Origin of the sequence: Caballeronia pedi, from assembly GCF_001544915.2 — a bacterium.
GTDB classification, from domain to species: domain Bacteria; phylum Pseudomonadota; class Gammaproteobacteria; order Burkholderiales; family Burkholderiaceae; genus Caballeronia; species Caballeronia pedi.
The window spans coordinates 42,798-68,822 of the sequence record NZ_FCOE02000018.1 but is presented as its reverse complement, the minus strand read 5'-3'; the positions used below and the strand labels follow the sequence as shown (position 1 = coordinate 68,822).

Genomic DNA, 26,025 nt, shown 5'->3' with positions numbered 1-26,025 from the left:
GGCTTTCAGCCCGGCCCGGAGCGCGGCTTGCAAAGCCCGCCGCGCGGCCGCTTCGACATTTCATAGGCTCAAGTCCCGGTGTTATACTCCGACCCATTCTAACAAAAGGTCTGCACGTCCCGCGCACGTGTCTTGCGCTTGGTGCCCCAAGCGCGCATCCCGCGCCGACGCCAGACTGTCTTTCGCCACTCGTGGCCGTCTCCGTCCTGGTCGCATGACCGTCGTGTTCGCGCTCGCGTGTGGGTCTCTCCGGCTCCCGCGCGTATCGTCCACGCCGACTGCTGCCCGGCACACGGTTGATTCCGGTCCTTGCTTCGCCTTCTATGAACTCGCTGCGCATCTACAACACGCTCGCCCGTGACAAGCAACCCTTCACGCCGCTCAAAGCCGGCGAGGTACGCATGTATGTCTGCGGAATGACGGTGTATGACTATTGTCACATCGGCCATGCGCGCGTGATGGTGGTGTTCGATATCGTGCAACGGTGGCTGCGCACGATCGGCTACAAGGTCACGTACGTGCAGAACATCACGGACATCGACGACAAGATCATCCGCCGCGCGGTCGAGAACAACGAGCCGATCAAGTCGCTCACGCATCGCTTCATCACGGCGATGCGTGAGGACGCGGACGCGCTCGGCGTCGCGCGCCCGGATATCGAGCCGCGCGCGACCGACTTCATCCCGCAGATGCTCGGCATGATCGATGCATTGCACGCGAACGGCTACGCGTATCAGGCGAAGGACGGCGACGTGAACTATGCGGTGCGCAAGTTCGCCGACTACGGCAAGCTGTCGGGCAAGTCGATCGAAGACTTGCGCGCCGGCGAGCGCGTCGCCGCCAACGATGCGAAGGAAGATCCGCTCGACTTCGTCCTGTGGAAGCAGGCGAAAGCTGATGAGCCCGCCGACTCCGGCTGGGACTCGAAGTGGGGCCGCGGGCGTCCGGGCTGGCACATCGAATGTTCCGCGATGGGCTGCACCTTGCTCGGCGAGCACTTCGACATCCACGGCGGCGGGCAGGATCTGCAGTTTCCGCATCACGAGAACGAGATCGCGCAGAGCGAGGGCGCGACCGGCAAGACGTTCGTGAACTACTGGATGCACAACGGCTACGTGCAGATCGACAACGAGAAGATGTCGAAGTCGCTCGGCAACTTCTTCACGATCCGCGAAGTCCTTGAAAAATTTGATGCCGAAGTGGTGCGCTTCTTTATTGCGCGGGCACACTATCGGTCGCCGCTGAATTACAGCGACGTGCATATCGACGACGCGAAGAACGCATTGACGCGCCTATATACGGCGTTGAAGGATGTCGAGCCGGACAATCAGCAACTTGACTGGAGCGAGGCGAACGCGCAGCGTTTCCAGTCAGCGATGAACGACGACTTCAACACGCCGGTGGCCGTATCGGTGCTGTTCGATCTCGCGGGCGAAGTGAACCGCACGCGCGATACCGCGCTCGCGCGCCAGCTGAAGGAACTCGCGGGCGTGCTCGGCCTGCTCGGGCGCGAGCCGCGCGTGTTCCTGCAGCAGGCGAGCGGCACGCTCGCGCAGCAGGGCCTCGCGCCGCAGGAGATCGAAGCGAAGATCGCCGCACGCATCGCCGCGAAGCAGGCGAAGAACTATGCCGAAGCAGACCGGATTCGCGCTGAATTGCTCGAAGCCGGTATTGCGCTTGAAGACAAACCGGGTGGGTCGACCGAATGGCGCCGCGTTTGAACGCGGCCCTTCGTACCCTCTGATCGACTCACCAGGCAGGAGGCAAGATGGCAACGGCCAGGAAGGCGCCGGTCAAGCGACCCGCGTCTGTCAGCGATGCGTCGGGCGCAACGAAGCGCACGCGCAGCGCGCAAACGAAAACGAACACGCAGAAGATCGATGGCGCAAGTGCAACGGTCGGCCGCAAGACCGCGCTCAAGCGTGCGGCCATCGGCGCGAAGCCGACCCGCAGCGCCGCGCTCAAGGCGGCGAAGCCCGAGACGGCGGCGCGCCTGAACGGGGCCGCGCGCGCATCGAAGGCGGGCACGGAAGAAGCGGAAGCGTCGCCCGTGAAGGGCAACGGCCGCGCGGTCGCGGGCGACGGCGCAAGCGCGCAGACGCTCGTCGCGGAACGTGGCGAAGTGGTGCGCAAGTCGCGCGTCGTCACGGCCGATGCAGCGGTGCCGGTGCAGATCGGCGGGCTCACGCGCGAGGTCGTTCGTCCCGACTACTGGGATCGTGCGTGCGCCGATCTCATGAAGCGCGACCGCATCCTCAAGAAGCTGATCCCTACTTTTGGCGAGATCCACCTCGTCAATCTGGGCGATCCGTTCTCGACGCTCGCGCGCTCGGTGGCGGGCCAGCAGATTTCCGTGAAGGCGGCGCAAGCGATCTGGGAACGCGTGAAGAGCGCGTGCCCCGAAGTGCATCCCGCGCATTTCATCCGGCTCGGGCACGAGAAGCTGCAGGCGTGCGGCTTGTCGAAACGCAAGGCCGAATACATTCTGGATCTCGCGCAGCATTTCGAATCGGGCGCGCTGCATGTCGACGCATGGACCTCCATGGACGACGAAGCCGTGATCGCCGAACTCACGCAGATCCGCGGCATCGGCCGATGGACGGCGGAGATGTTCCTCATCTTCAATCTGTCGCGCCCGGACGTTTTGCCGCTCGACGATCTCGGCCTGATCCAGGCGATCAGCGTCAACTACTTCAGCGGCGAGCCGGTCACGCGCAGCGAGGCGCGCGAAGTGGCGGCGAACTGGGAGCCATGGCGCACGGTCGCGACCTGGTACATGTGGCGCAGCCTCAATCCGATCCCGGCAGATCACTGACTTTGGCCAGCGAATTGCGGAACTATCGTTGATTTATAATCCATAGCTTCCGCGCGCATTTATCAGGGACGGACGCGGTTAGAATACGCGCTGCCCGATGGTTCTAGGACTCGAACATATGAAGACCACGTTTCTGGATTTCGAGCAGCCGATCGCTGAACTCGAAGCGAAGATCGAAGAACTCCGCTTCGTGCAGGACGATTCCGCTGTCGATATTTCGGAAGAAATCGAGCGGCTGTCGAAGAAGAGCCAGCAACTCACGAAGGATCTCTACGCGAACCTGTCGCCCTGGCAGGTTTCGCAAATCGCGCGTCACCCGCAGCGTCCGTACACGCTTGACTACGTGAGCGAGCTTTTCACCGATTTTCACGAACTGCACGGCGATCGCTCCTTCGCGGACGACCTCGCGATCGTCGGCGGTTTCGCGCGCTTCAATGGCCAGCCGTGCATGGTGATCGGCCATCAGAAGGGCCGCGACACGAAGGAACGCGCGCTGCGCAACTTCGGCATGCCGCGTCCGGAAGGCTATCGCAAGGCCGAGCGCCTGATGCGCACGGCCGAGAAGTTCAGCTTGCCGATCTTCACCTTCGTCGATACGCCGGGCGCGTATCCGGGCATCGGCGCAGAAGAGCGCGGGCAGTCCGAGGCGATCGGCCGCAACCTGTATGTGATGGCGGAGCTCAAGACGCCGATCATCACGACCATCATTGGCGAAGGCGGCTCGGGCGGCGCGCTCGCGATCGCCGTCGCGGATACCGTGATGATGCTGCAGTTCTCCACTTACTCCGTGATCTCGCCGGAAGGCTGCGCGTCGATTCTGTGGAAGAGCGCGGCGAAGGCGCCGGAAGCGGCCGAGGCGCTCGGTCTCACGGCGCACCGGCTGAAGGCGCTCGGTCTCATCGACAAGATCGTGAACGAGCCGCTCGGCGGCGCGCATCGCGATCCGAAAGGTATGGCCGCGCTCCTGCGCCGGGCGCTCGCGGATTCGCTGCGTCAGTTCCAGGGCATGAGCGTCAACGACTTGCGCGAACGCCGTTTCGACAAGCTGATGGCCTACGGCAAGTTCAAGGAAACGCTGCCGGGCGCGTAACCCGGTCTCTTCGGCATCCTTTCTCTCACGTTTCTCTCGTGACATCCGCTACCGAAACCCCAGCCGGCCGCCTCGTGTTCGAGGCGCTGCGCACGGCGGTTTCGGATGCGGCACTTCCCCCCGATGCGCTTCTCGCCGTCGCACTGAGCGGCGGACTCGACTCGACCGTGTTGCTCGATGCGGCCGTGCACTGCTTCGGCGCGCGTCGCGTCGTCGCACTGCATGTCCATCATGGCCTGAGCCCGAACGCCAACGCGTGGGCCGCGCATTGCGAGCGCTTCGCGGCGTCGCTCGACGTGCCCTATGCGTCGCGTCATGTCGATGTCGCGCGCGCGGGCGGCGAGAGTCTCGAAGCGGCGGCGCGCGATGCGCGTTACGACGCGCTCGACGATCTCTGCGACGAATACGGCGCGAGCGCGCTTCTGATCGCGCATCACGCCGACGATCAGGCCGAAACCGTGCTGTTGCAATTGTTGCGCGGCGCGGGCGTAGCGGGCCTCGCGGCAATGGCTCCGCAGCGGCTCGGCGGCGCGACGCCGCGTTTGCGTCCGCTGCTGCGCCTGCTGCGCGCGCAACTGGAGCAGTACGCGCACGAGCGCGATCTGAGCTGGATCGACGACGAATCCAACGCCGACACGCGCTATTCACGCAATGCGTTGCGACACGACGTGCTGCCGGTGCTCGCGGTGCATTTTCCCGGTTTTCGCGATGCGCTGGCGCGCACGGCCTCGCACGCGGCGTCGGCGCAGCGGCTGCTGGATCAGCTCGCGCGCATCGATCTGGACCGTGCGGAAAGCGCGGACGAGCCAGGCGCGCTCGCGCTCGACGCGTTCCTCGCACTCGACGACGAACGCGCGATCAATCTCATGCGATTCTGGATTCGCTCGCGCGGCTTGCTGGCGGCATCGACGGCGCGCATCGCCGACATGCTGCGCCAGTTGCGCGATGCCGCCGCCGCCCGCGATGGTCACGCGTTGCGCGTCGATCATGCGGGGTATTGCCTGCGCGCGTATCGCAATGCGCTGTTCTGGGAACCGGGCGACAGCGGCGATGCGCCCGATCTCGACGAAGGTGCGCCCGCGGCGAGAGTCCCGGTGGAACTGCGATGGCAGGGCGAGGAAGTCTGGCGTCTGCCGCAATGGCGCGGCTCGTTCGTGTTCGAACCGGTCGACCGTGCCGCCGATGACGCCGTCGGCGAAGGCGTGCTGCGCGCGGCTACGCTCGTCGCGCGTTCGCGTGCCGGCGGCGAGCGCATGCGTGTGGCGGGTGAAGCGCCGAGCCGCACGCTCAAGAACCTGTTTCAGGAGCGCGGCGTGCCGGCCTGGAAGCGCGACGTGCCGCTGCTTTTCGTCGGCGAGGCGCTGCTGTTCGTGCCGCATGTGGGCGTGAACCGGGAAGCGGCGCCGAACGCGGCGCACGGCGCACTGCGCCGCATCTCGTGGCGGCCGGATTTGCTGCTGGCGTGAAGCTTTGGAGACCGTTGCGCCGAAGCCGGTAAAATCGTCGTCTCGGGCGCTCCATCTTGTAATTTCAGCCTCGATCGGGTACGGTAACTCGTTTTCGTCCAAGCGCGTTTTTGCGCGGCATCTCCGTTCAAAAGACTCGATTTCGCCCGCAACCACGCATCCGCGCGCAGCGTTCCATCTCTCATGCGAGCGCGCGACGGGCGAGCGGCAGCGCCCGCTGTTCGTAGGCTTCGATATCCCCTGAAGCAATATCGAGCACGAGTCTCGAGCGCTCTCGCGCCAGCGCGCGTGAAGCGCGGTTTTCCTTCCAGTTCAAGAACGACAATGGCACTCATCGTACACAAATACGGCGGCACTTCGATGGGCTCGGTCGAGCGCATCAAGAACGTCGCCAAGCGCGTCGCCAAATGGCACAAGGCCGGCCACAAGATGGTCGTCGTGCCCTCGGCGATGTCCGGCGAAACCAATCGCCTGCTCGGCCTCGCACGAGACATCAAGGCCGACCCGGACCCGCGCGAACTCGACATGATTGCCTCGACCGGCGAGCAGGTGAGCGTTGGGCTGCTCGCCATCGCGCTGCACGCCGAAGGCCTCGAAGCCGTGAGTTACGCCGGCTGGCAAGTGCCGATCAAGACGGACAGCGCCTTCACGAAGGCGCGCATCAGCGAGATCGACGGCGAGCGCGTGCTCAAGGATCTCGACTCGGGCAAGGTCGTGGTTATCACCGGCTTTCAGGGCGTCGATCCCGAAGGTCATATCGCCACGCTCGGCCGCGGCGGCTCGGACACCTCGGCGGTCGCCATCGCGGCGGCGATGAAAGCGGACGAGTGCCTGATCTACACCGACGTCGACGGCGTCTACACGACCGACCCGCGCGTCGTCGAGGAAGCGCGCCGGCTCGACCGCGTGACCTTCGAGGAAATGCTGGAAATGGCGAGCCTCGGCTCGAAGGTGCTGCAGATCCGCTCGGTGGAATTCGCCGGCAAGTATCAGGTGAAGACGCGCGTGCTCTCCAGCCTGACCGATCCGCTGATGCCGCTCGCCGACGAGATGCACTCCGGCACCCTGATTACTTTTGAAGAAGACGAGAACATGGAAAAAGCAGTGATTTCTGGCATCGCGTTCCAGCGCGACGAAGCGCGCATCGCGGTCATGGGCGTGCCCGACAAGCCGGGCGTCGCGTATCAGATTCTCGGGCCGGTCGCCGATGCGAACATCGACATCGACATGATCATTCAGAACCAGAGCGTGAACGGCAAGACCGACTTCACGTTCACGGTCGGCCGCGGCGACTACCAGCGCGCGCTCGAAATCCTGAACAACCAGGTGAAGGGCCACGTGCAGGCGGAAACCGTGCTGGGCGACCCGAAGGTGTCGAAGGTGTCGGTGGTGGGCGTGGGCATGCGTTCGCACGTGGGCATCGCGAGCACGATGTTCCGCACGCTGTCGGAAGAGGGCATCAACATCCAGATGATCTCCACGTCGGAAATCAAGATCTCGGTGCTGATCGACGAGAAGTACACCGAACTCGCCGTGCGCGCGCTGCACAAGGCGTTCGAACTCGACCGCGCGTAATTGCACCATTGCGGTCCGCGCAGCGGGGCGGTTCGATATTGACGGTTTTGGAAAAAATCGTCATGCGAATTTGACCCGCGCCTGCGAACACGCTATTATCTCGATCTCGTTGCACTGCACTCCCGGTGCAACGAAAAGTTTGGGAGACGTGGCCGAGAGGTCGAAGGCACTCCCCTGCTAAGGGAGCATCTGGCTAAAAACTGGATCGAGGGTTCGAATCCCTCCGTCTCCGCCAGTAGTAGTAGGAAGGCCCCGCAAGCGTAAAAACTTGCGGGGCTTTTTCTTTTTGCGGCGCGATCATCGGCTTTTACGTTCTCGCATTGATTCGTCATCCTGCGCGAATCGGCCGCGCCGAAAAGTCCCTTCTTTAGGACATGTCCGCTTTCGATGATGACCGTCGGTAACTAACCTCGCGGATTGCTTGTCGCTGGGCAAGCAAAATGCAATGTAACGCGCGCGTTCGTTGTCCCGATTCACGGTTAATACTTCTTAAGGTTCATCAGTCAGTCATGGCAGTTTTCAAGAAATTCGTCGCGCCGCTTCTCGTCTCGCTGCTCGCGCTTGCACACGCGCAGGCCAGCGAATTCGCGGGTCCTTATGTCGGCACGAAAGTCGGCGTCAACTGGTCCGATGCAACGGGCCGCAGCTATCAGGAATCCACGCACACCACGTTCTTCCCCGGCCTGATGGCGGGCTATAACTTCGATGTGGATCGCTTCGTGGTCGGTGTCGAAGGATTCGCCGATTTCCACAACGGCTCGACCACCGGCAACGACGGCGGGTTCGACGCACGCATCGGCCTGCCGCTCGACAATCATCTGATGCCGTACGCCCGCATCGGCTTCACGGGCTTCTGGCCGGACACGCGCCTGCACTACGGCGCGGGCGTCGAATACAAGTTCCAGAAGAACTGGAGCGTCTCGGGTGAATACACCGGCGACACCGCGCATTACGACGGCGGCCATCGCCGCAACGACAGCCTGACCGTGGGCGTGCGCTACTACTTCTTCTGACTCTCTTCCCGTCGATGCACGCGCGATCCGACGCGCGTGCGCAACGCTCACACAGGCGTCACTTCCCCGACGCGATCCGGTCTTCGATATGCTTCGCGCGCGCCGGCGAGGCCGGGTGCGAACTCAGCATGCTCGACTTGCCGCCGTCGATGGTCGCGAGCTTCTGGAACGCGGTCACGAGGCCCTTCGGGTCATAGCCCTTCTTCTTCTGCGTGTCGAACGAGTAGTCGTCGGCGGCCGTCTCCTGCGATTGCGAGAACTGCGCGTTGACGAACTTCTCCGACAGATCACCGAGCTGCGACGCCGACAGATTGCCGACGATCCCGCCCGCCGACGACGCCACCGTACGCGCCGCCGTGGTCACGTACGCGACCTGCATCGCCTTCTTCGTGTGACCGAGCGCGACGTGGCCCATTTCGTGGCCGACGACACCGCGCACTTCGTCATCGTTCATCAGGTCCATGAGGCCGCTGTAGACGCGCACGCAGCCGTTGGCCATCGCCCACGCGTTGACGTCCTTCGTCAGATACACCTTGTAGTTGACGGGCACGCCGTTGATGTTGTCGCCGAGCTGCTTCGAAATCTTGTTCAGGCGCTGCGTGTACGGACTGTTGGCCGGCGCAATCTGGTTTTCCTTGTCGAGTTCGGCGCAGGATTTGTCGGATAGCGTGCGGACGTCGGAATCGCTGAGCGACAGCGCCTGCGTCGCCAGCTGGCCGGATTGCATCAGCTGGTTCGGGTCCATGCTGCCCATGCTGCTGCACGACGCGAGCGTGACCACGGCGGATGCCGCCACCGCGATGCGGAAGATCGTCATAGTTTTACCTTTGGAATGTCGTTGTGGTTGTCGCCGCGCAAGGATGCGCGGACGCAGCGAAATGCTAATGAAAGTCGACTCGTAAGCCACCCGAAAATTCCGATTTTGCTGACAGAATCGATGAAAACGCCAGCGCGAAGCGCGAATCAGTCGCGCACGGGAAGCGAATCAATCGTTCGCGCGGTTGCGGGCGATGCGCACGCGCGCGGCGATCGAGTCGACCGGCGACGTGTCCATCGCGTAGGCGGGCGTGCCGGGCAGGGCGTCGGCGAGCAGTGAGGTCAGGGTGCGTCCGGGCGGCATCTCGACGAAAACGGTCGTGCCGAGCTCGGCCAGCGCGATGGTCGAATCGTGCCAGCGCACCGGATAGCGCAAGTTGGTCGCGAGGTCTTCGCGGATTGCGTCGGCGCGGCGCAGCACGCGCGCGCCGCGATTGCCGACATACGCGATGCGTGGCGTCTCGATGCGCACATCGCGCGCCGCGTCGATCAGACGCGCGGCGGCGCTTTCGAGCAGCACGCAATGCGACGGCACGCTGACGGCGAGCCGTTCGGCCTTGCGCGCGCCGCGTGCGAGCGCGATGTCGCGGACCTTCGCGAGCGCGTCATCGCTGCCCGACACGACGATCTGGCGCGGCGCATTCAGATTGCCGATGTAGGCATCGGCGCCGCTGTCGGTTATCGCGAGGGAGAGTTCGCGCTCGTTCAGCCCGAGCACCGCGAGCATGCCGTAGCCGTGCGGACAGGCTTCTTCCATGAAGGTCGCGCGCAGGCGCACGAGTTTGAGCGCATCGGCGAAGGCAATCGCGCCGCTCGCGACCGCCGCGCCGTACGCGCCGACCGACAGACCCGCGACGGCCTCCGGCTCGATGCCTTCCTGCTCAAGCGCGCGCACGGCCGCCACGCCCGCGGCGACGAGCGCGACCTGCACCGCGACGGTCGACGCGAGCGCATCGGCGGTATCGAGCGTGAGCACGTTCTCGCCGAGCACGTCCGATGCTTCGTCGAACGTGCGTGCGATCGCCGGATGCGGCGTGTCGCTGCCCAGCCGATGCAGAAAACCCGGCGTCTGCGCGCCTTGGCCGGGAAACAGAAAGGCGATCACGCGCCCGCCCACGGATCGATGACCAGGCGCGGGCCGTCGGCGTGCCGCAGCATCACGCGCAGATTGGGGCGCGCGAATTCGGCCAGCGAAAAGGCCGCGTCGGGCGTTTCGATCTGCGCGTCGATGCGCGTGCCGGCTTCCTGCGCGGCGTGCGAGAGCGCGTCGAAGAGCGCTGCGGCCTCATCGCGCGGCAAGGCCGTCGGCGCGCGCACGACGATATCGAGATCGCTGTCGCGCGTGAGCGTCGGCATCGCGCTGGCGAGTTCGAAGCCTGCGCTGCCTGTCGGACCCCAGTCGACGCCGTGAGGGTCGATGATCGAAGCCACCGCGCGCAACAACGCAAGCGCGGGCAGGGCCGCTCGCAGCGGATCGGGTTCGCGCGTGCGCAGATCTTCCGGCGTGAGGATCGCATCGATCCAGCGCGGCTCGATCCACGTGCCGAAGCGTTCGTTGCGCGCGACGCCGCGCACGCCGACGGGCATCGCATCGCCGGTGCGAGGCGCGCGACGCACGACCACGAACGGCGCGCGCGCGAGCGCCGGCGCGACCCACGCGGGCGCATCGGCGAACGGCGGCGCGGCGGGCGCGAGCCGCAGCAGATCGTGCGGACGCGGCGTGCGGTTCATCACGCGCTCCACTGCTCGCGCATGCGCCGGCGCACTTCGATCGACGCGGCGCGGGTGCGTTGCGCGTCGGCGGATGCGAGCCGGCTCGACAGATCGCGCGGGCCATCGCGCGCATCCTCCACCGCGGCGGCGAGCGACGCCTTCACGCGCTCGATATCGGCGGAAGAGGGCGCGTCGGCGTCCACGCCTTCGATCAGTTCGTGCAGCAGCCCGAGCTTCGCGTAGGCGCTCATCTTGTACGACATCGGCAAGACGGTGTCGCCGAGCGCGTCGAGGCTCTCGACGCTGCGGCGCGTGACGCGCGCGGCGGCTTCCTTGCCCATCGCGTGCACGGCGGTGCCGGGCGCGTCGAGCGCGACGATGCGGTTCGCCTGATAGCCGTGCGCGAGGTATGCGCCCGACATCGCGGGACCGACGATCAGCGCGATCACCGGATGACCGGCGAGCCGCGCGCTAGCATAGGCATCGACGGCGGCGGCGCACGCGAGATGAACGCCGAGCAGTTCCTCGCGGCGGCCGTACGCCTGGCTCTTGACATCGACCACGGCGACGATCGGGCGCTTCACGTCGGCGGCGCGATCGGCGTCGATCACGGCGCGCACGGCGCGGGCGAGCAGCCAGCCCTGTTCGAGTCCGACGACGTTATCGGTCGCGCGCGGGAAGCGGTTCTGCGGATCGGGCACGACGGCGAAGAAGCTCGCGCGCGCGCCGCCGAGCTGGCCATCGCGGGCGCGGACCGGGCCGCTTTCGGTTTGCGCGGGTGTGGAAGTCAGCGCGTCGAGCCAGCGCGCGCCGCGGGAAAGCGTGTCGGTCATGATGTACCCCACAAGGTGCGCAGTGTGTCGGGATCGATGGCGTCCGGGTTCACTTGCGCGAGCCGCGCGATGAAGCCGTCCACGTCCTCGGTGCGATGCTTTTGCACACCGCGTCTGAACGCGCCGAGGACGGCTTCGCGGACCTGATCCGTATCGTCTTCGACGAGCGTGTCCGCCAGCCCGACCGCGACGCGTTCGTCGCCGCCGATCATCGACCAGATGAGGCGACGATCGCCCGAATCGAGTTCCTCGATGCCCGCTTCCTGCTCGATCACTTCGGGCCCGTTCATGCCGAGCCGCGCCTGACGCGTCATCACGAGATCGGTGCAGAGCGCGGCGGCGAGCGACATGCCGCCGAAGCAGCCGACCATCCCGCCGATCACGCCGACCACTGGCACATGCCGCCTGAGCGCGACGATCGCCGCCTGAATCTCGGCGATCGCGGCGAGTCCGAGATTGGCTTCCTGCAAGCGCACGCCGCCGGTTTCGAACAGCACGACGGGACGAATCGCGCGTCCTGCTTCGAATTCGCTCAGGGCCAGTTCGAGCGCGGCGGCGATTTTCGCGCCCGACACTTCGCCGATGCTGCCACCCTGAAACGCGGGCTCGATTGCGGCGATCACGGCGGGCTCGCCGTCGAGCATGCCGCGCGCGATGACCGCGCCGTCGTCGGCCTGACAGACGATGTTTTGCATCGCGAGCCATGGCGATTCGAGGTGGTCGAACGGGCCCAGCAATTCGCGGAACGTGCCCGGGTCGAGCAGCGTTCGGGCGCGCTCGCGCGCGGTCAGTTCGATGAAGCTGTGCCGCGCGAGGAAAGTGTCGTGGGCGTTCATGGCGCATCTCCTTCGCTTGCTTCCACGGCTTCGTTCAGGCGCAGCATCACGACGCCGGGCGTCGCGCCGAAATCGTTGAGTTCGATTTTCGCCGCGCCGTCGTAGCGCTGGAAGAAGCGGTCGAGCACGCTCTTCCATACGTGGCCGTAACCATCGACGCTCGTGCGGATCACCACTTCGGCGTTCGCACCCGGCGACGGCGAGAGCAGCACTTCGAGATCGCCGGAGCCGACCACGCCTACGTGCGCGCGGCGCGTGACGGGCCGCTTGGCGGGGTATTCGTATCGCATGTTTTCCATCTTTGGTTCCTCTTTGCGCCTTACGCCAGACGTCTGAGACTGTCGAGAAAGAGCGTCGCCGCGAGCAGGTCGGCCGCGCCGCCAGGCGATGCGTTCAACGTCAGCAAATCGGCTTCGAGTTGCGCGAGCGCCGCGCGCCCGCCGTCCGTGCCCACGCCGCCGCGATCCATCACGCGCCGCGCGCCGCGCTGCGCCGCATCGAGCGCGTTCGAGCCGCCGCGATGCAGCACACACGTATCGTCGAGCGACGCGATGATCGCGATGAGCGCATTGAGACGCGCGTCCGGTTCGTCGAGCCCGCGCGCGCGTGCATCGTCGAGTGCGGACAGGCCGACGAAGCGCGCATGCGGGAAGCCATCGCGTGCTTCGCCGCGCGCGCCCGCCACGCGATAGCGCTCGCTCACGCGCGCGCCGTGACTCGTCGTCGCCGACGCCGGCGCATAACGATCCTCATGACGCGCGATCGCCGCAGCCGATGCGCAGATCGATTCGACATCGTCGGGAGCGTGCATCGACGCGCCCGCGCACAACAGACCGACGATCCAGATCGCACCGCGATGCGCGTTGCTGCCGCTCGTCGCGCGCATCATCGCGGCTTCGCCTTCGCGGCCGATGCGCGCCAGTTGCTCGCGCAAGGTCTGCGACGGTCGCACGTCGCAAGCCGCGCGCGCGATCGCGAGAAAAGTCGGTTGCAGCGCGCGGGCGGACCGCAGCATCGTGTCCAGATCGAGATCGCGATGTGCGCCGCTGCCGCGTTCATCGACGAGCGCGGGCTTCGGCGTGAGACGCGCCTCGGCAATCAGCGCATCGACGGCGAGCGTCGCGATGAGCGGCGGCGGCGTCGCTTCGTCACGCGCAAGGGGAAGGGCGGCCGCTGACGTTCTCGTCATCGCGCTCACCAGCTTCTGAAGCGCGCCGGCGGCGCATAGAGCCCGCCCGACCACGCGACCAGATCGTCGATGCTGCGCGCCGCGAGCAACGAACGCTTCGCCTCGCCGCGCCGCACGCCGAGATCTTCCGGAAACGCGACGATGCCGCGCCGTCTCAGTTCCGCCGTCTTTGCAGGATCGGCGCGCATGCCGATCGGCGTCACGCCCGCGACCGCCGCGAGCGCGGCGCGCCGCTCATCGACGCCTTCGGCCGCATGCAGATACGCGATGCCTTCCTCCGTTACGACGTGCGTGACGTCGTCGCCGTAGATCATCACCGGTGCGATCGGCATGCCGCTTTTCTCGCCGACGGCGATCGCATCCAGCGCATCGACAATGGTCGGCTCGCCGCCTTTCTTGTACGTCTCGGCGGTCTGCACGACGAGCTTGTGGCCGCGCGCGATCTTCGGGTTCGGGCCGTCGTCCTTCAGCAACTTGAGCCATGCTTCGCTCGAATGCCGGCGGCCGCGCGGGTCGTGCCCCATGTTCGGCGCGCCGCCGAAGCCTGCGAGCCGCCCGAGCGTGACGGTCGACGAGTTCGCGTCGGCATCCATCTGCAAGGTCGAACCGATGAACAGATCGACGCCGTATTGCCCCGCGAGCTGACAGAACACGCGGTTCGAGCGCAGACTGCCGTCGCGGCCGGTGAAGAATACGTCGGAGCGCGCCGCGATGTAGTCCTCCATGCCGACTTCGCTGCCGAAGCAGTGCACGCTCTGCACCCAGCCGGATTCGATCGCGGGAATGAGCGTCGGATGCGGATTGAGCGCCCAGTTCGTGCAGATCCTGCCCTTCAGCCCGAGCGATTCGCCATACGTTGGCAACAGCAGTTCGATCGCGGCCGTATCGAAGCCGATGCCGTGATTGAGCGACGTGACGCCGTAGCGGTCGTAGATGCCGCGGATCGTCATCATCGCCATGAGAATCTGCAGCTCGCCGATGTGACGCGGATCGCGCGTGAAGAGCGGTTCGACCGCGAACGGGCGATCCGCTTGAACGACGACATCGACCCACGAACCGGGGATATCGACGCGCGGCAGTTCATCGACGATCTCGTTCACCTGCGCGAGGACGATGCCGTGACGGAACGCCGTGGCTTCGACGATCGTCGGCGTGTCCTCGGTGTTCGCGCCGGTGTACAGATTGCCGTGCCGGTCCGCCTGCACCGCGCACACGAGCGCGACCTGCGGCGTGAGATCGATGAACATGCGCGCATACAGTTCGATGTACGTATAGATCGCGCCGATCTCCAGCATGCCGTCTTCGAGCAGTTGCGCGACGCGCAGGCTCTGCGGCCCAGCGAAAGCGAAATCCACCTTGTGCGCGATGCCTTGCTCGAATAGCGCGAGATGTTCCGGACGGCTTATGCTGGAAATGAGCAGATGGATGTCGTGCACGCGCTCCGGATCGAGCTTCGCGAACGCGCGCGAGAGAAAGTCGGCCTGCTTCTGGTTGTTGCCTTCGAGCGCAACCCGGTCGCCGCTGACGATCAACGCGCTCAACGCATCGACGATACGCGCGGAGTCGAGTACCGAGCCATTCAGCCACGGTTCGATCAGCTTCAGTCGCCGCGCTTTTTCCTGCGCCCGCGTGTTCCAGTTGCGGGTTGCGCGGAGCGCGTCAGGGGGTGTGGACGAATTCATCGGTCAGCCTTTGGAGAAGTCGTTCGGGACGATGCGCGGCGCTTCTTCTTGACGTGGCTCGTTTGAGCGAGCGACTGGGCATCGGCGAGAAAGCGGTGAATCAGTTCGCCCGTCGCGAGCAGATGACGCGCGACGAGCATTTGCGCCTGTTCGATATCGCGTGCGGCGAGGGCATCGAAGATCGCGCGATGTTCGGCATCGGACGCATCCTTGTGGATCGGCAGCCCGAGCTTCAGACGCAGATAACGCTCGCCGCGCCGATGCATCTGGCCGATCAGTTCCATCAGGCGCGGGCGGTCCGCGGGCGCATAAAGACTCATATGAAACTGCTCGTTGCGCACCACATAGAGCGCGGGATCAGGCTCGTTTTGTGCGGCTTCGAGCAGGCGCTTCACTTCGGCGAGCGTGGCGGGCGTGTGATGGTCGATCGCGATGCCGATCGCCAGGCTTTCGAGAGACGCGCGAATCTCGTAGATCTCGCGCGCCTCGTCGGCGGATTGCAAGCTGACCGCCGCGCCGCGATTCGGCTCGATCGTCACCCAGCCTTCGCTGTCGAGCTGGCGAAACGCCTCGCGCACCGGGATCGCGCTCACGGAAAACTGCCGCGCGATGGCGTCCTGGCGCAGCGGCTCGCCCGGCAGTAGCGAGCCCTCGACGATCGCGTTGCGCAGCGCGTCCGCGATGAAGCGCGACGTGCTCTGGCGCGGCTCGAACTGCGCGTCGCGAAAGGATGCCGGATGCTGCGGTGCGGCTGAGAGATCTGTCGACATGGCTAGGTGAAAACGCGGACTTGTCGCGTGTTGATGTTCAAATATTATATATAAAATTGCACACGCAAATCCGGTGCTTTCCCTAGACGCCATAACAAACACTTTCAACGCGCGCGTCGATAATTCACTAGGAGAGACATGGCCATGCCGACCATCCTGGATCGACGCATCAGCGCCACGCGCGCCGCGAAGACGCCGCTCAACCGGTCGCAGATCACCGGTTTCTGGGGCGCGTGGGCCGGCTGGACACTCGACGGAATGGATTCGTTCATCTACGCGCTCGTGCTCGCGCCAGCGCTCACGGAACTGCTGCCGCGCTCCGGCTACGCGGCGACGCCGGCCAACGTCGGCCTGGCAGGATCGATCCTGTTCGCGCTCTTTCTGGTGGGATGGGGACTGTCGTTCATCTGGGGCCCGCTTGCGGATCGCTTCGGGCGCACCAAGGTGCTCGCCGCCACCATCTTCACGTTCGCGATCTTCACGGGGCTCGCCGCCACCGCGCATACGGTGTGGGAACTCGGCATCTATCGCTTCTTCGCGGGCGTGGGGATCGGCGGGGAATGGGCGCTTGCCGGAACCTATGTCGCCGAAGCGTGGCCGGAAGATCGTCGGAAGATGGGCGCAGGCTATCTGCAAACCGGCTATTACGCGGGCTTCTTCCTCGCTGCCGCCCTGAACTACACGATCGGCGCGGCGTTCGGCTGGCGCGCGATGTTCCTCGTCGGCCTGGTCCCGGTCGTCGTGTCGATCATGGTGCTCCTGCGCGTGAAGGAAACCGACAAATGGGAGCGCGCCGAAGCCGTTCAGCCGCACATCAAACACGAGAGTTCGCTCAGGGCGATCTTCAATGCGCAGTATCGCAAGCGCACGATCGTCGCGGCTGTGCTGCTGACGGTGGCGATCATCGGCTTGTGGGCGGGCGCGGTGTACGAGCCGTCGGCGGTGATCCAGCTCGCGACGAAGGCGGGCATGGACAGGCACGACGCGGCGCGCATGGCGTCGATCGCGACCGGGCTGCTGTCGATCGGCACGATCGTCGGCTGTCTCGCGCTGCCGCCGATGGCCGAGAAGATCGGCCGCAAAAAGACGCTCGCGGTGTATTTCGTCGGCATGGCGGCGTCGATCGCGCTCGCGTTCGGCTGGGCGTTCTATCTGCCGAACGGGCTCGTGCCGTTCATCGCGCTGCTCGTCGTGCTGGGCTTCTTTGGCGGCAACTTCGCGCTCTTTTCGCTGTGGCTGCCCGAGCAGTTCGAAACGCGCGTGCGGGCGACCGCGTTCGCGTTCTGCACGTCGGTGGGGCGCTTTTTCGGCGCGATCGTCAACTTCGGCATCGGCGCGATGGTGCTCAACATGAAGACGCTCGGCGTGCCGATCGCGCTCACGGCGATTGCGTTTCTGATCGGTCTCGCGGTGATTCCGCTCGCGCCCGAGACACGTGGGCAGGAACTGCCGAACTGAGCGACAAAACAACTCATGCGGACGGCGGTCTTCGTGGTGCGAAGGGCGCCGTTTTTTATGCGCGCGAGCTTACTTTTCGTAAGTTTTTTCTCGGTAATAGCAGGTTACGAAGTCGAACACTTGGCGTGGCATCCGTCCGATATAGTCCCGTCAACACAACAAACATCCCATCGAGGTGGGCTTCACATGAACAAGGTATCGAAGGCTTCCGTGCTGGCTGGCGTCGCGATGATCGGCGGCTTGATGGTGTCCGGGGCGGCCAGTGCGGGTGTGTCCGTGGGCGTCAACATCGGCGTGCCCGCGCCGGTGTATGTCGCGCCGCAGCCGGTCTATGCGCCGCCTCCGCCGCCGGTCGTGTACGCGCCGCCTCCCGCGCCGATGTATGCGCAGCCGGTCGTCGTCGTCGGCTGGCACGGCGATCGTTACTGGGATGGCCGCCGCTACTGGAATCGCGACGACTACTATCGCCATTACGACCATGATCACGGTCACGGCCATGGCCATGACCATGACGGTCATGACAACGGCCATCACAACGGCTGGCATTGATCGACGTGCAGCGCCGTGGTCTCGCGCCGAAAGCCACCCAGCAACCCGGGTGGCTTTTTTTATGCCGAACGTCAAAAAACAACACCGGCAGGCCATTCCGTTCGTGGCGATGTAACAAAAGGTAAGGTTTCTCCAGACGTTATGCGCAAGCACGCAATAACTTACAAAGCTGAAATATTGCGCTGAAAGCTTTCCGTTATATTTCGTCGCAAGCGAACAAGTAGAAAAGCGAGGTCGGTTGCAGATGACAAAGAAACTTTCGGCAGGAATTCTCGCGGGCGTACTCGCGGTTGCGGCGCTGGGCGTATCGAGCATCGCGCGCGCGGATGTTCATGTGGGCGTGAATATCGGCATTCCCGCGCCGGTGTATGTCGCGCCGACGCCGGTTTATGCGCCGCCCCCGCCGCCGGTGATCTATCAGCCCGGGCCGGTGTATGCCGCGCCAGTGGTGATCGGCTGGCATAACAATCGATACTGGGACGGGCGCCGCTACTGGAGCCGCAACGACTGGAATCGCCATCACGGGTATGGACGCGGGCCGCATCACGGTCCGCCGCCGGGGCATGGCAACGGACACGGAAACGGACACGGGCACGGGCACGGACACGGCGGTCCGCACGGACGCCACTGACGGTCACGCGCGAAACGGCCGTGGCAAACAAAAAGCGCCGCTCGCATGACACGAGCGGCGCTTTTTCGACAGCGTCAGACGCGGCTTATTCCGCCTCGCCGCCCATGCCGCCGACAACCGCGTGAAATCCGGCATCGACGTGGACGACTTCCGCGCTCACGCCGCCCGACAGATCCGACAGCAGGAACGCGGCCACATTGCCCACTTGCTCGATCGTCACGTTGCGCTTGAGCGGCGCGTTTTCTTCGACGAAGTTCAGAATCTTGCCGAAGCCCTTGATGCCGCTCGCCGCGAGCGTCTTGATCGGACCCGCCGAAATGGCGTTGACGCGCACGCCCTTGCCGCCGAGCGACGGCGACGCCGCCATGTAACGCACGCTGGCTTCGAGCGATGCTTTCGCGAGACCCATCGTGTTGTAGTTCGGCAGCGCGCGCTCGGCGCCGAGGTAGCTCAGCGTCAGCAGCGACGAGCCGTCTTTCAGCAACGGCAGCGCGGCTTTGGCGAGCGCGGGGAAGCTGTACGCGGAGATGTCGTGCGCGACGCGGAAGTTCTCGCGCGTCATGCCGTCGAGGAAATCGCCAGCAATCGCCTCGCGCGGCGCGAAGCCGATCGAATGCACGAGGCCGTCGAGCGAGTCCCAGCGTTCCTTGAGCGAGCCGAAGAGGGCGTCGATCTGCGCGTCGTCGGCGACGTCGCAGGGATAGATCATGTCGCTGCCGAACTCGGTCGCGAATTCGGTGATGCGCTCCTTGAAGCGCTCGCCGACATACGTGAACGCCAGTTCCGCGCCTTCGCGCTTGCAGGCCGCGGCGATGCCGTAAGCGATCGAGCGGTTCGACAGCAGGCCCGTCAGCAGAATTCGTTTTCCAGCGAGAAAGCCCATGAATGCTCCTTCTTTGATGTCAATGTCGCGCGCGGATACCGCGCGTATCGTGCGTGGCGCAGTCGGCTCAGATGCGAACCTGGTGGCAAACCCCTAGGCCGCAAGCCGTATGGCGCGTGATTTTGGGTAGAATTCTCTCACAATGCAATGCCTGCACAGGATTCTCGCGGCGCTCGCTTCGGGCTTTGCCCGGGTCATTCAACGCTTCACCACACATCGCGCCAAGAGGCACATGACGACTCGCACGACGATCCGCTCATTCAGCGCCTCATGTAGATTCATCGCACTTGCACTGGCCGGATCGATCGCGTGGCTCGCGAGCCCGGCTTACGCGGTCCATGCGATCGCGCAATACGGCGAACCCAAGTATCCGGCGGATTTCAGGCATTTCGGTTACGTCAATCCCGATGCGCCGCGTGACGGCACGCTCGTGCTCGCCAATCCGAACCGGCTGACGAGCTTCGACAAGTTCAATCCGTTCACGCTGCGCGGCAATCCGGCTCCGGGGCTTTCGCTGATGTTCGAAAGCCTGACGACCGGCAGTTCCGATGAAGTAGCGACCGCTTACGGCCTGCTCGCCGACGATATCTTGGTCGCGCCCGACGGCATGTCGACGACCTTCCACATCAACCCGAAAGCACGCTTCTCCAATGGCGATCCGGTCACGGCCGAGGACGTGAAGTTCTCGTTCGAGACGCTCAAGAGCCCGTTGGCCGCGCCACAGTTCGCGGTCTACTTCGGGCAGATCGCGCGCGCGGTCGTCGTCGATCCGCTCACGATCCGCTTCGAATTCAAGATCGCGACGCGCGAAATGCCGCTGCTCGCGGGCGGCATTCCGGTGTTCTCGCGCAAGTGGGGCATGAAGCCGGACGGCACGCGCGTTCCGTTCGATCAGATCGCGTTTCAGAAGCCCATCGGCAGCGGGCCGTATCTGATCGACCGGTTCGACAACGGCCGCACGATCTCGTACCGGCGCAATCCGGAATACTGGGGCGCGGCGCTGCCGGTGCGGGTCGGCATGTACAACTTCGCGCACATCGACTACAAGCTGTACGGCGACCCCACCGCGCGTCTCGAAGCCTTCAAGGCGGGCGAGTACGACGTGCTGGTCGAATATGTCGCGCGAAGCTGGGTGCGGCGCGATATCGGCAAGCGCTTCGACAATGGTGAACTCATCAAGCGGGAGTTTCCGCAGCACAACGGCACGGGCATGCAGGGCTTCTTCATGAACACCCGCAAGCCGCTTTTCAAGGACGTGCGCGTGCGTCAGGCGCTCGATCTCGCGCTCGATTTCGAATGGCTCAACCGGCAGTTGTTCTTCAATCAGTACCGGCGCATCGACAGCTTTTTCGTCAATACGGATCTGCAGGCGAAAGGCAAGCCGAGCGATGGCGAACTGGCGATCCTGAATCCGTTGAAGCAGGAACTCGATCCCGCCGTGTTCGGCGAGATGCCGCGCCAGCCGGACACCGATCCGCCCGGCTCGCTGCGCGCGAATCTCATCAAGGCGCGCGAGTTGCTCGCGCAGGCCGGCTGGACGTATCGCGACGGCGCGCTGCGTAACGCGAAAGGGCAGCCATTCGCGTTCGAGATTCTCGACGACACCGGCGGCGGCGCGTCGATGGAGCCGGTCGCCGCCGCGTTCGGGCGCAATCTGCAGAAGCTCGGCATCACGATGAACTTTCGCACCGTCGATTACGCGCTCATCCAGAAGCGTCTCGACGCGTTCGACTTCGACATGACGAGCGTGCGCATGCCCGACGTGCAGGTGCCGGGAACCGAGCAGGTTACGCGCTTCGGCAGCAAGTCCGCTGACGAGCAGGGCTCGGACAATCTCGCGGGCGTGAAGTCGCCGGCCGTCGACGCCATCCTGCACAAAGTGATCTCCGCGCAGACGCGCGAGCAACTGGTCGACGCGACACACGCGCTCGATCGCGTGCTGATGAACGGCTACTATGTGGTGCCGCACTGGTACTCGGCGACGCATCGCGTGGCGTATCGCAATACGCTCGCGTACCCGTCGACATTGCCGCTGTATTACGGCGCCGAGGAATGGGTCATATCGACGTGGTGGGCGAAGTCCGCGCCCGCGGCGAAATAAAGGACGGCGCGCCATGTGGAGCTACATCCTCAAACGCATTCTCTTGATGATCCCGACGCTCATCGGTGTGCTGACGCTCACGTTCGTCGTGATCCAGTTCGTGCCGGGCGGTCCGGTCGAGCAGGCGGTGCACGATCTGCGGCGCGGCCAGACGGAAGGCGGCGGCGGGTTCGGCCTGCGCACGCATACGGGAGTCGATGCGCAACAGGTCGAGCAGCTCAAGAAGCTCTATGGCTTCGACAAGCCGCCGCTCGAACGCTATGTTCTGATGCTCGGCAAGTTCGCGCGCTTCGATCTCGGCGAAAGCTACTTCAGGCATCAGAGCGTGTGGTCGCTGATCGTGTCGAAGCTGCCGGTGTCGATCAGCATCGGCTTGTGGACCTTCTTCATCACGTATCTGATATCGGTGCCGCTCGGCATCGCGAAGGCGGTCAGGAACGGCTCGAAGTTCGATGTCGCGACGAGTCTCGTCGTGCTGGTCGGCTTCGCGATTCCGGGCTTCGTGCTGGGCGTGCTGCTGCTCGTGCTGTTCGGCGGCGGGACGTTCTGGCAACTGTTCCCGCTGCGCAATCTCACTTCCGACAACTGGGCGACGCTCTCGCTCGGCGGCAAGATTCTCGATTATCTGTGGCACATCACTTTGCCGGTGGTGGCGTCGGTGGTCGGCAGCTTCGCTATCGTCACGATGCTGACGAAGAACGCGTTCCTCGACGAAATTCGCAAGCAATACGTGCTGACCGCGCGCGCCAAAGGCCTGAGCGAGCGGCGCGTGCTGTGGAAACACGTGTTCCGCAATGCGCTCCTGCCGCTGATCGTGGGTTTTCCGGCGGCGTTCATCGGCGCGTTCTTCACGGGCAGCCTGCTGATCGAGACGCTGTTTTCGCTCGACGGCCTCGGCCTGCTCTCGTACGAATCCGTCGTGCGGCGCGATTACCCGGTCGTGCTCGGCACGCTGTATCTCTTCACGCTGATCGGCCTCGCGACCAAGCTCATCTCGGATCTCTGCTACGTCTGGGTCGATCCGCGCATTCAATTCGAACAACTGGAGCGCTGATTTGAATCGAGCCGCTTCACCGGAATCGTCACGGCGCGCGGCCAATGGCAGCGACGCGCAACCGTTGCGCGGCGAGGCACCGATCTCGCCGGGGCGGCGCGTGTGGCTGCGCTTCAGGCGCAATCGCCTCGGCTACTGGAGCCTCATCGTGTTCGTCGCGGCGTTCGTGATCAGTCTCGCGGGACCGCTGTGGTCGAACGACAAGCCGCTCGTCGTGCGTTATCAGGGGCATTTCTATTTCCCGCTTGTGAAGACCTACGCGGAAACGACCTTCGGCGGCGATTTCCCGACGCCCGCCGATTATCTCGATCCGTTCGTGCGCGACCGGTTCAGCGCGCCCGGCAACTTCGCGATCTATCCGCCGAATCACTATTACTACGATACGCTCAACTACTTCTCGAAAGGCTCGAACCCGGCGCCGCCTTCGCGCGAGAACTGGCTCGGCACCGACGACCGCGGCCGCGACGTGTTTGCGCGGCTCCTGTACGGCTTTCGCGTGTCGGTGCTGTTCGCGCTCGTGCTGACGGCGATCGGCACGGTGCTCGGCGTCGTCGCGGGCGCGGTGCAGGGGTATTTCGGCGGCCGGATCGATATCACCGGGCAGCGGCTCATAGAAATATGGAGCGCGCTGCCGGAGCTTTATCTGCTCATCATCTTCGCGTCGATCTTCGAGCCGAGCCTGATCCTGCTGATCATCCTGCTGTCGCTGTTCGGCTGGATCGGTCTGTCCGACTACGTGCGCGCGGAGTTCCTGCGCAATCGCACGCAAGACTACGTGCGCGCGGCGCGCGCGATGGGCCTGTCGAACTGGCAGATCATCTGGCGGCACGTGCTGCCCAATAGCCTGACGCCGGTCATCACCTTCCTGCCGTTTCGCATGAGCGGTGCGATTCTCGCGCTGACAAGCCTCGATTTTCTCGGCCTGGGCGTGCCGTCGCCGACACCATCGCTCGGTGAACTGCTCGCGCAGGGCAAGGCCAATCTCGACGCGTGGTGGATCTCGCTTTCGACCTTCGGCGTGCTGGTCGCCACGCTGCTGTTGCTGACCTTCATGGGCGACGCGTTGCGCAACGCGCTCGATACGCGCATCGCGGATGCGGTGAAAGCGGGAGGCGGGCAGTGAGCGCGCCTTTGCTTTCGATCGAAGACCTGCGCGTGCGTTTTGGCGATACGCTCGCCGTCGACGGCGTGAATCTCGAGATCCGCGCGGGCGAGCGTGTCGCGCTCGTCGGCGAATCGGGCTCGGGCAAGAGCGTGACGGCGCTGTCGATCCTTCGGCTCGTGCGCGATGCCGAAGTGACCGGCTCGATCCGCTTCGCCGGCGACGAGTTGCTGTCGAAGAGCGAGCATGCGATGCGCGGCCTGCGCGGCTCCGATATCGCGATGATCTTTCAGGAGCCGATGACGGCGCTCAATCCGCTCTATACGGTCGGCGACCAGATCGGCGAAACGATTCAACTGCACGACGGCACGAGTCCGCGCGAGGCGCGGCAGCGCGCGATCGCGCTGCTCGCGCGCACCGGCATCACGGAGCCGGAAAGGCGTGTGGACAGCTATCCGCATCAGCTTTCGGGCGGACAGCGCCAGCGCGTGATGATCGCGATGGCGCTCGCGTGCCGGCCGCGCCTGCTCCTCGCCGACGAGCCGACGACTGCGCTCGACGTGACGATCCGCGCGCAGATCGTCGATCTGCTGCTGGAGTTGCAGCGCGACGAGGCGGAAAAGCGCGGCATGGCCGTGCTGCTGATCACGCACGACCTGAATCTCGTGCGGCGTTTCGCCGAACGCGTCGCGGTGATGGAGAACGGCGTGCTCGTCGAGAGCGGCGCCACGGACGACATTTTCACGTCGCCGCAGCATCCTTACACCCAGCGTCTGCTGGCAAGCAAGCCGAAGCGCACCGTGCTGCCCGTGCTGCCGATCGCGCCGGTGCTGCTCGACGCGAAGGACGTGTCCGTCGATTACCCGACGCGCGTGCCCGGGCTCAAAGGCTGGTTCCAGAGCGGCCGCTTCAAGGCGGTCGACGATGTGACGCTGACGGTGCGCCAGGGCGAGACGCTTGGCATCGTCGGCGAGTCGGGCTCGGGGAAGTCGACGCTCGCGATGGCGCTTCTCGGGCTGCAGCGCATTTCAGCCGGCGCGGTGGAGTTTCAGGGCCGCGCACTCGGCGATTTTCGCGGACGCGAAAAAGCGGTGCTGCGCTCGAATCTGCAAGTGGTGTTTCAGGACCCGTTCAGCTCGCTGTCGCCGCGGCAAACCGTCGAGCGGATCGTCGGGGAAGGGCTGGCGCTGCATCGCCCGGAACTCGACGCGGCCGCGCGGCGCGCCAAGGTGATCGCGGTGCTGCGCGAGGTGGGCATGGAGCGCTCGGCGCTCGAACGCTACCCGCACGAATTTTCGGGCGGGCAGCGGCAACGCATCGCGATCGCGCGTGCGCTCGTGCTGGAACCCAGCATCCTGATCCTCGACGAACCGACCAGCGCGCTCGATGTTTCCATTCAGACTCAAGTACTTGCGTTGCTGGCCAGCATTCAGCAGAAGCACAATCTCGGTTACGTTTTCATTAGCCACGACCTGCAGGTGATCGGGGCAATGGCACATCGCGTCGCGGTGATGCGGAATGGTTTTATCGTCGAGTCCGGAGAAGTAGAGAAGATTTTTTCGAACCCGTCCGACGAATACACAAGAAAGCTTCTGAGAGCAGCCCTTGATTCCTAAAAATCTTTCTTTTTCACCAATTGGGTGCCCATCTTAATTGTATTTTTCTATTTCTTTTGACAGTTAAATACTTTGTGGCTAGTATCCTTCCAAACTTTCACGTATCTCCCTGATTTAGCAGCTTTTAATTGTAAAACCTACCGACCGATGCAGCCACTAACGTTGACTCAGACATGCGCCCGCGCCGCCGCGAGCATGTTGATCGGCCTTCTGATGACAACCACTTCCGGCGCGTTCGCCGACGAAGTCAACAGTAGCAGCCAAAATGCCAACAACGGCATTTTCTCCTCCAGCAAATCCACTGATGGATCCAGCGCAGACGCCGCCAGCACTCCGGGCGGCGCGAAGTCGTTTCTGTCGGGCGTAGCCAGCAAGGCGGGCGACGTCGTCGTCGGCGCGCTGAACATGATCGGCGTGCGCTACCGCTGGGGCGGCAACACGCCGGATTCCGGTCTGGATTGCAGCGGCTTCGTGCGCTACGTGTTTCAGGACACGCTCGGCATGACCTTGCCGCGCCGCGCCGAGGAAATGAGCCGTGTCGGCGAGAAGGTTACCGTCTCCGACCTCAAGCCGGGCGATCTGGTGTTCTTCAACACGATGCGCCGTTCGTTCTCGCATGTCGGCATCTATATCGGCGACAACAAGTTCGTGCATTCGCCGTCGACCGGCAGCACGATCCGTGTCGACGACATGGAAGACGGCTACTGGGAAAAGCGCTTCCAGGGCGCGCGTCGTATCGAGAACGCACAGGTCGGCGATGGTTCGGAACTGCGTCAGCGCGTGAGCGCGTCGATCGGCGGTTACTGATCGTTCTGACTGGCATCAGGAAAAGC

24 protein-coding genes and 1 tRNA gene are annotated in these 26,025 nt (G+C 64.5%); 15 read left to right on the top strand and 10 right to left on the bottom strand.

Going from position 1 to position 26,025, the window contains the following annotated elements; genetic code table 11:
- The first annotated feature begins 323 nt into the window (after positions 1-323).
- The 7 genes from cysS (at position 324) to AWB80_RS24495 (ending at position 7,959) form a co-directional block, all read left to right on the top strand.
- Positions 324-1,721, top strand: coding sequence for a cysteine--tRNA ligase (gene cysS / locus AWB80_RS24525; RefSeq protein WP_061177252.1), 1,398 nt, complete (start codon positions 324-326; stop codon positions 1,719-1,721).
- Positions 1,722-1,768: 47 nt separating this feature from the next.
- Entirely contained in the window at positions 1,769-2,815 is a 1,047-nt protein-coding gene (locus tag AWB80_RS24520; protein WP_061177251.1) for an endonuclease III domain-containing protein, read from the top strand.
- Between the two features lie 118 nt (positions 2,816-2,933).
- Complete coding sequence (locus AWB80_RS24515; protein WP_061177250.1) at positions 2,934-3,905, top strand: acetyl-CoA carboxylase carboxyltransferase subunit alpha; 972 nt, start codon at positions 2,934-2,936, stop codon at positions 3,903-3,905.
- A 38-nt stretch (positions 3,906-3,943) separates the two neighbouring features.
- Positions 3,944-5,371: a tRNA lysidine(34) synthetase TilS gene (gene tilS, locus AWB80_RS24510; protein WP_061177249.1), complete on the top strand. Its 1,428-nt coding sequence runs from the start codon at positions 3,944-3,946 to the stop codon at positions 5,369-5,371.
- 324 nt (positions 5,372-5,695) lie between these two features.
- Complete coding sequence (locus tag AWB80_RS24505) at positions 5,696-6,946, top strand: aspartate kinase (protein ID WP_061177248.1); 1,251 nt, start codon at positions 5,696-5,698, stop codon at positions 6,944-6,946.
- 142 nt (positions 6,947-7,088) lie between these two features.
- Positions 7,089-7,181 (top strand) — tRNA-Ser (locus tag AWB80_RS24500).
- Positions 7,182-7,455: 274 nt separating this feature from the next.
- Positions 7,456-7,959, top strand: coding sequence for a porin family protein (locus tag AWB80_RS24495; protein ID WP_061177247.1), 504 nt, complete (start codon positions 7,456-7,458; stop codon positions 7,957-7,959).
- A 58-nt stretch (positions 7,960-8,017) separates the two neighbouring features.
- Here the strand turns inward: AWB80_RS24495 and loiP are convergent, their stop codons facing one another.
- The 9 genes from loiP to AWB80_RS24450 all read right to left on the bottom strand — a co-directional run bounded on the left by loiP (position 8,018) and on the right by AWB80_RS24450 (position 15,798).
- Positions 8,018-8,776 carry a metalloprotease LoiP gene (gene loiP, locus AWB80_RS24490; protein WP_061177246.1) on the bottom strand — a complete coding sequence of 253 codons (759 nt, stop codon included), beginning with the start codon at positions 8,774-8,776 and terminating at the stop codon, positions 8,018-8,020.
- A 168-nt stretch (positions 8,777-8,944) separates the two neighbouring features.
- Complete coding sequence (gene mdcH / locus AWB80_RS24485; RefSeq protein WP_061177334.1) at positions 8,945-9,880, bottom strand: malonate decarboxylase subunit epsilon; 936 nt, start codon at positions 9,878-9,880, stop codon at positions 8,945-8,947.
- A complete protein-coding gene (locus tag AWB80_RS24480; protein ID WP_244206702.1) occupies positions 9,877-10,506 on the bottom strand; it encodes a malonate decarboxylase holo-ACP synthase in 630 nt (209 codons plus the stop codon). The genes mdcH and AWB80_RS24480 overlap by 4 nt, the downstream gene beginning before the upstream one ends.
- Complete coding sequence (gene mdcE / locus AWB80_RS24475) at positions 10,506-11,321, bottom strand: biotin-independent malonate decarboxylase subunit gamma (protein ID WP_061177244.1); 816 nt, start codon at positions 11,319-11,321, stop codon at positions 10,506-10,508. Before mdcE ends, AWB80_RS24480 begins: the two co-directional genes overlap by 1 nt.
- Positions 11,318-12,157 carry a biotin-independent malonate decarboxylase subunit beta gene (locus tag AWB80_RS24470; RefSeq protein ID WP_061177243.1) on the bottom strand — a complete coding sequence of 280 codons (840 nt, stop codon included), beginning with the start codon at positions 12,155-12,157 and terminating at the stop codon, positions 11,318-11,320. Before AWB80_RS24470 ends, mdcE begins: the two co-directional genes overlap by 4 nt.
- Positions 12,154-12,456 (bottom strand): malonate decarboxylase subunit delta, encoded by a 303-nt coding sequence (locus tag AWB80_RS24465; RefSeq protein WP_061177242.1) that lies wholly within the window; start codon positions 12,454-12,456, stop codon positions 12,154-12,156. Before AWB80_RS24465 ends, AWB80_RS24470 begins: the two co-directional genes overlap by 4 nt.
- A 20-nt stretch (positions 12,457-12,476) precedes the next feature.
- Positions 12,477-13,346 (bottom strand): triphosphoribosyl-dephospho-CoA synthase, encoded by an 870-nt coding sequence (locus tag AWB80_RS24460; RefSeq protein ID WP_061177333.1) that lies wholly within the window; start codon positions 13,344-13,346, stop codon positions 12,477-12,479.
- Between the two features lie 5 nt (positions 13,347-13,351).
- The gene (gene mdcA / locus AWB80_RS24455; protein ID WP_061177241.1) at positions 13,352-15,028 is read right to left on the bottom strand and encodes a malonate decarboxylase subunit alpha; all 1,677 of its coding nucleotides are present in this window, start codon (positions 15,026-15,028) and stop codon (positions 13,352-13,354) included.
- Positions 15,025-15,798: a GntR family transcriptional regulator gene (locus AWB80_RS24450; protein ID WP_061177240.1), complete on the bottom strand. Its 774-nt coding sequence runs from the start codon at positions 15,796-15,798 to the stop codon at positions 15,025-15,027. Before AWB80_RS24450 ends, mdcA begins: the two co-directional genes overlap by 4 nt.
- A 144-nt stretch (positions 15,799-15,942) precedes the next feature.
- Here AWB80_RS24450 and AWB80_RS24445 point away from each other — a divergent pair, with 144 nt between their 5' ends.
- The 3 genes from AWB80_RS24445 (at position 15,943) to AWB80_RS24435 (ending at position 18,436) form a co-directional block, all read left to right on the top strand.
- Positions 15,943-17,256, top strand: a complete 1,314-nt coding sequence (locus AWB80_RS24445; protein ID WP_087131577.1) for an MFS transporter — start codon at positions 15,943-15,945, stop codon at positions 17,254-17,256.
- A gap of 186 nt (positions 17,257-17,442) precedes the next feature.
- Positions 17,443-17,805, top strand: a complete 363-nt coding sequence (locus AWB80_RS24440; RefSeq protein WP_061177238.1) for a hypothetical protein — start codon at positions 17,443-17,445, stop codon at positions 17,803-17,805.
- Positions 17,806-18,049: 244 nt separating this feature from the next.
- Positions 18,050-18,436 carry a hypothetical protein gene (locus AWB80_RS24435; RefSeq protein ID WP_061177332.1) on the top strand — a complete coding sequence of 129 codons (387 nt, stop codon included), beginning with the start codon at positions 18,050-18,052 and terminating at the stop codon, positions 18,434-18,436.
- Positions 18,437-18,521: 85 nt separating this feature from the next.
- Here the strand turns inward: AWB80_RS24435 and fabI are convergent, their stop codons facing one another.
- Positions 18,522-19,319: an enoyl-ACP reductase FabI gene (fabI, locus tag AWB80_RS24430; protein ID WP_061177237.1), complete on the bottom strand. Its 798-nt coding sequence runs from the start codon at positions 19,317-19,319 to the stop codon at positions 18,522-18,524.
- Between the two features lie 232 nt (positions 19,320-19,551).
- Between fabI and AWB80_RS24425 the strand changes: the two genes are divergently transcribed.
- The 5 genes from AWB80_RS24425 to AWB80_RS24405 all read left to right on the top strand — a co-directional run bounded on the left by AWB80_RS24425 (position 19,552) and on the right by AWB80_RS24405 (position 25,999).
- A complete protein-coding gene (locus AWB80_RS24425) occupies positions 19,552-21,420 on the top strand; it encodes an extracellular solute-binding protein (protein WP_061177236.1) in 1,869 nt (622 codons plus the stop codon).
- Positions 21,421-21,433: 13 nt separating this feature from the next.
- On the top strand, positions 21,434-22,474 hold the full coding sequence (locus AWB80_RS24420; protein WP_061177235.1) for a microcin C ABC transporter permease YejB: 1,041 nt from the start codon (positions 21,434-21,436) through the stop codon (positions 22,472-22,474).
- A 1-nt stretch (position 22,475) separates the two neighbouring features.
- Complete coding sequence (locus AWB80_RS24415) at positions 22,476-23,597, top strand: ABC transporter permease (RefSeq protein ID WP_061177234.1); 1,122 nt, start codon at positions 22,476-22,478, stop codon at positions 23,595-23,597.
- Positions 23,594-25,192: an ABC transporter ATP-binding protein gene (locus AWB80_RS24410; protein ID WP_061177233.1), complete on the top strand. Its 1,599-nt coding sequence runs from the start codon at positions 23,594-23,596 to the stop codon at positions 25,190-25,192. The genes AWB80_RS24415 and AWB80_RS24410 overlap by 4 nt, the downstream gene beginning before the upstream one ends.
- A gap of 147 nt (positions 25,193-25,339) precedes the next feature.
- Positions 25,340-25,999: a C40 family peptidase gene (locus AWB80_RS24405; protein WP_061177232.1), complete on the top strand. Its 660-nt coding sequence runs from the start codon at positions 25,340-25,342 to the stop codon at positions 25,997-25,999.
- Positions 26,000-26,025 lie beyond the last annotated feature (26 nt).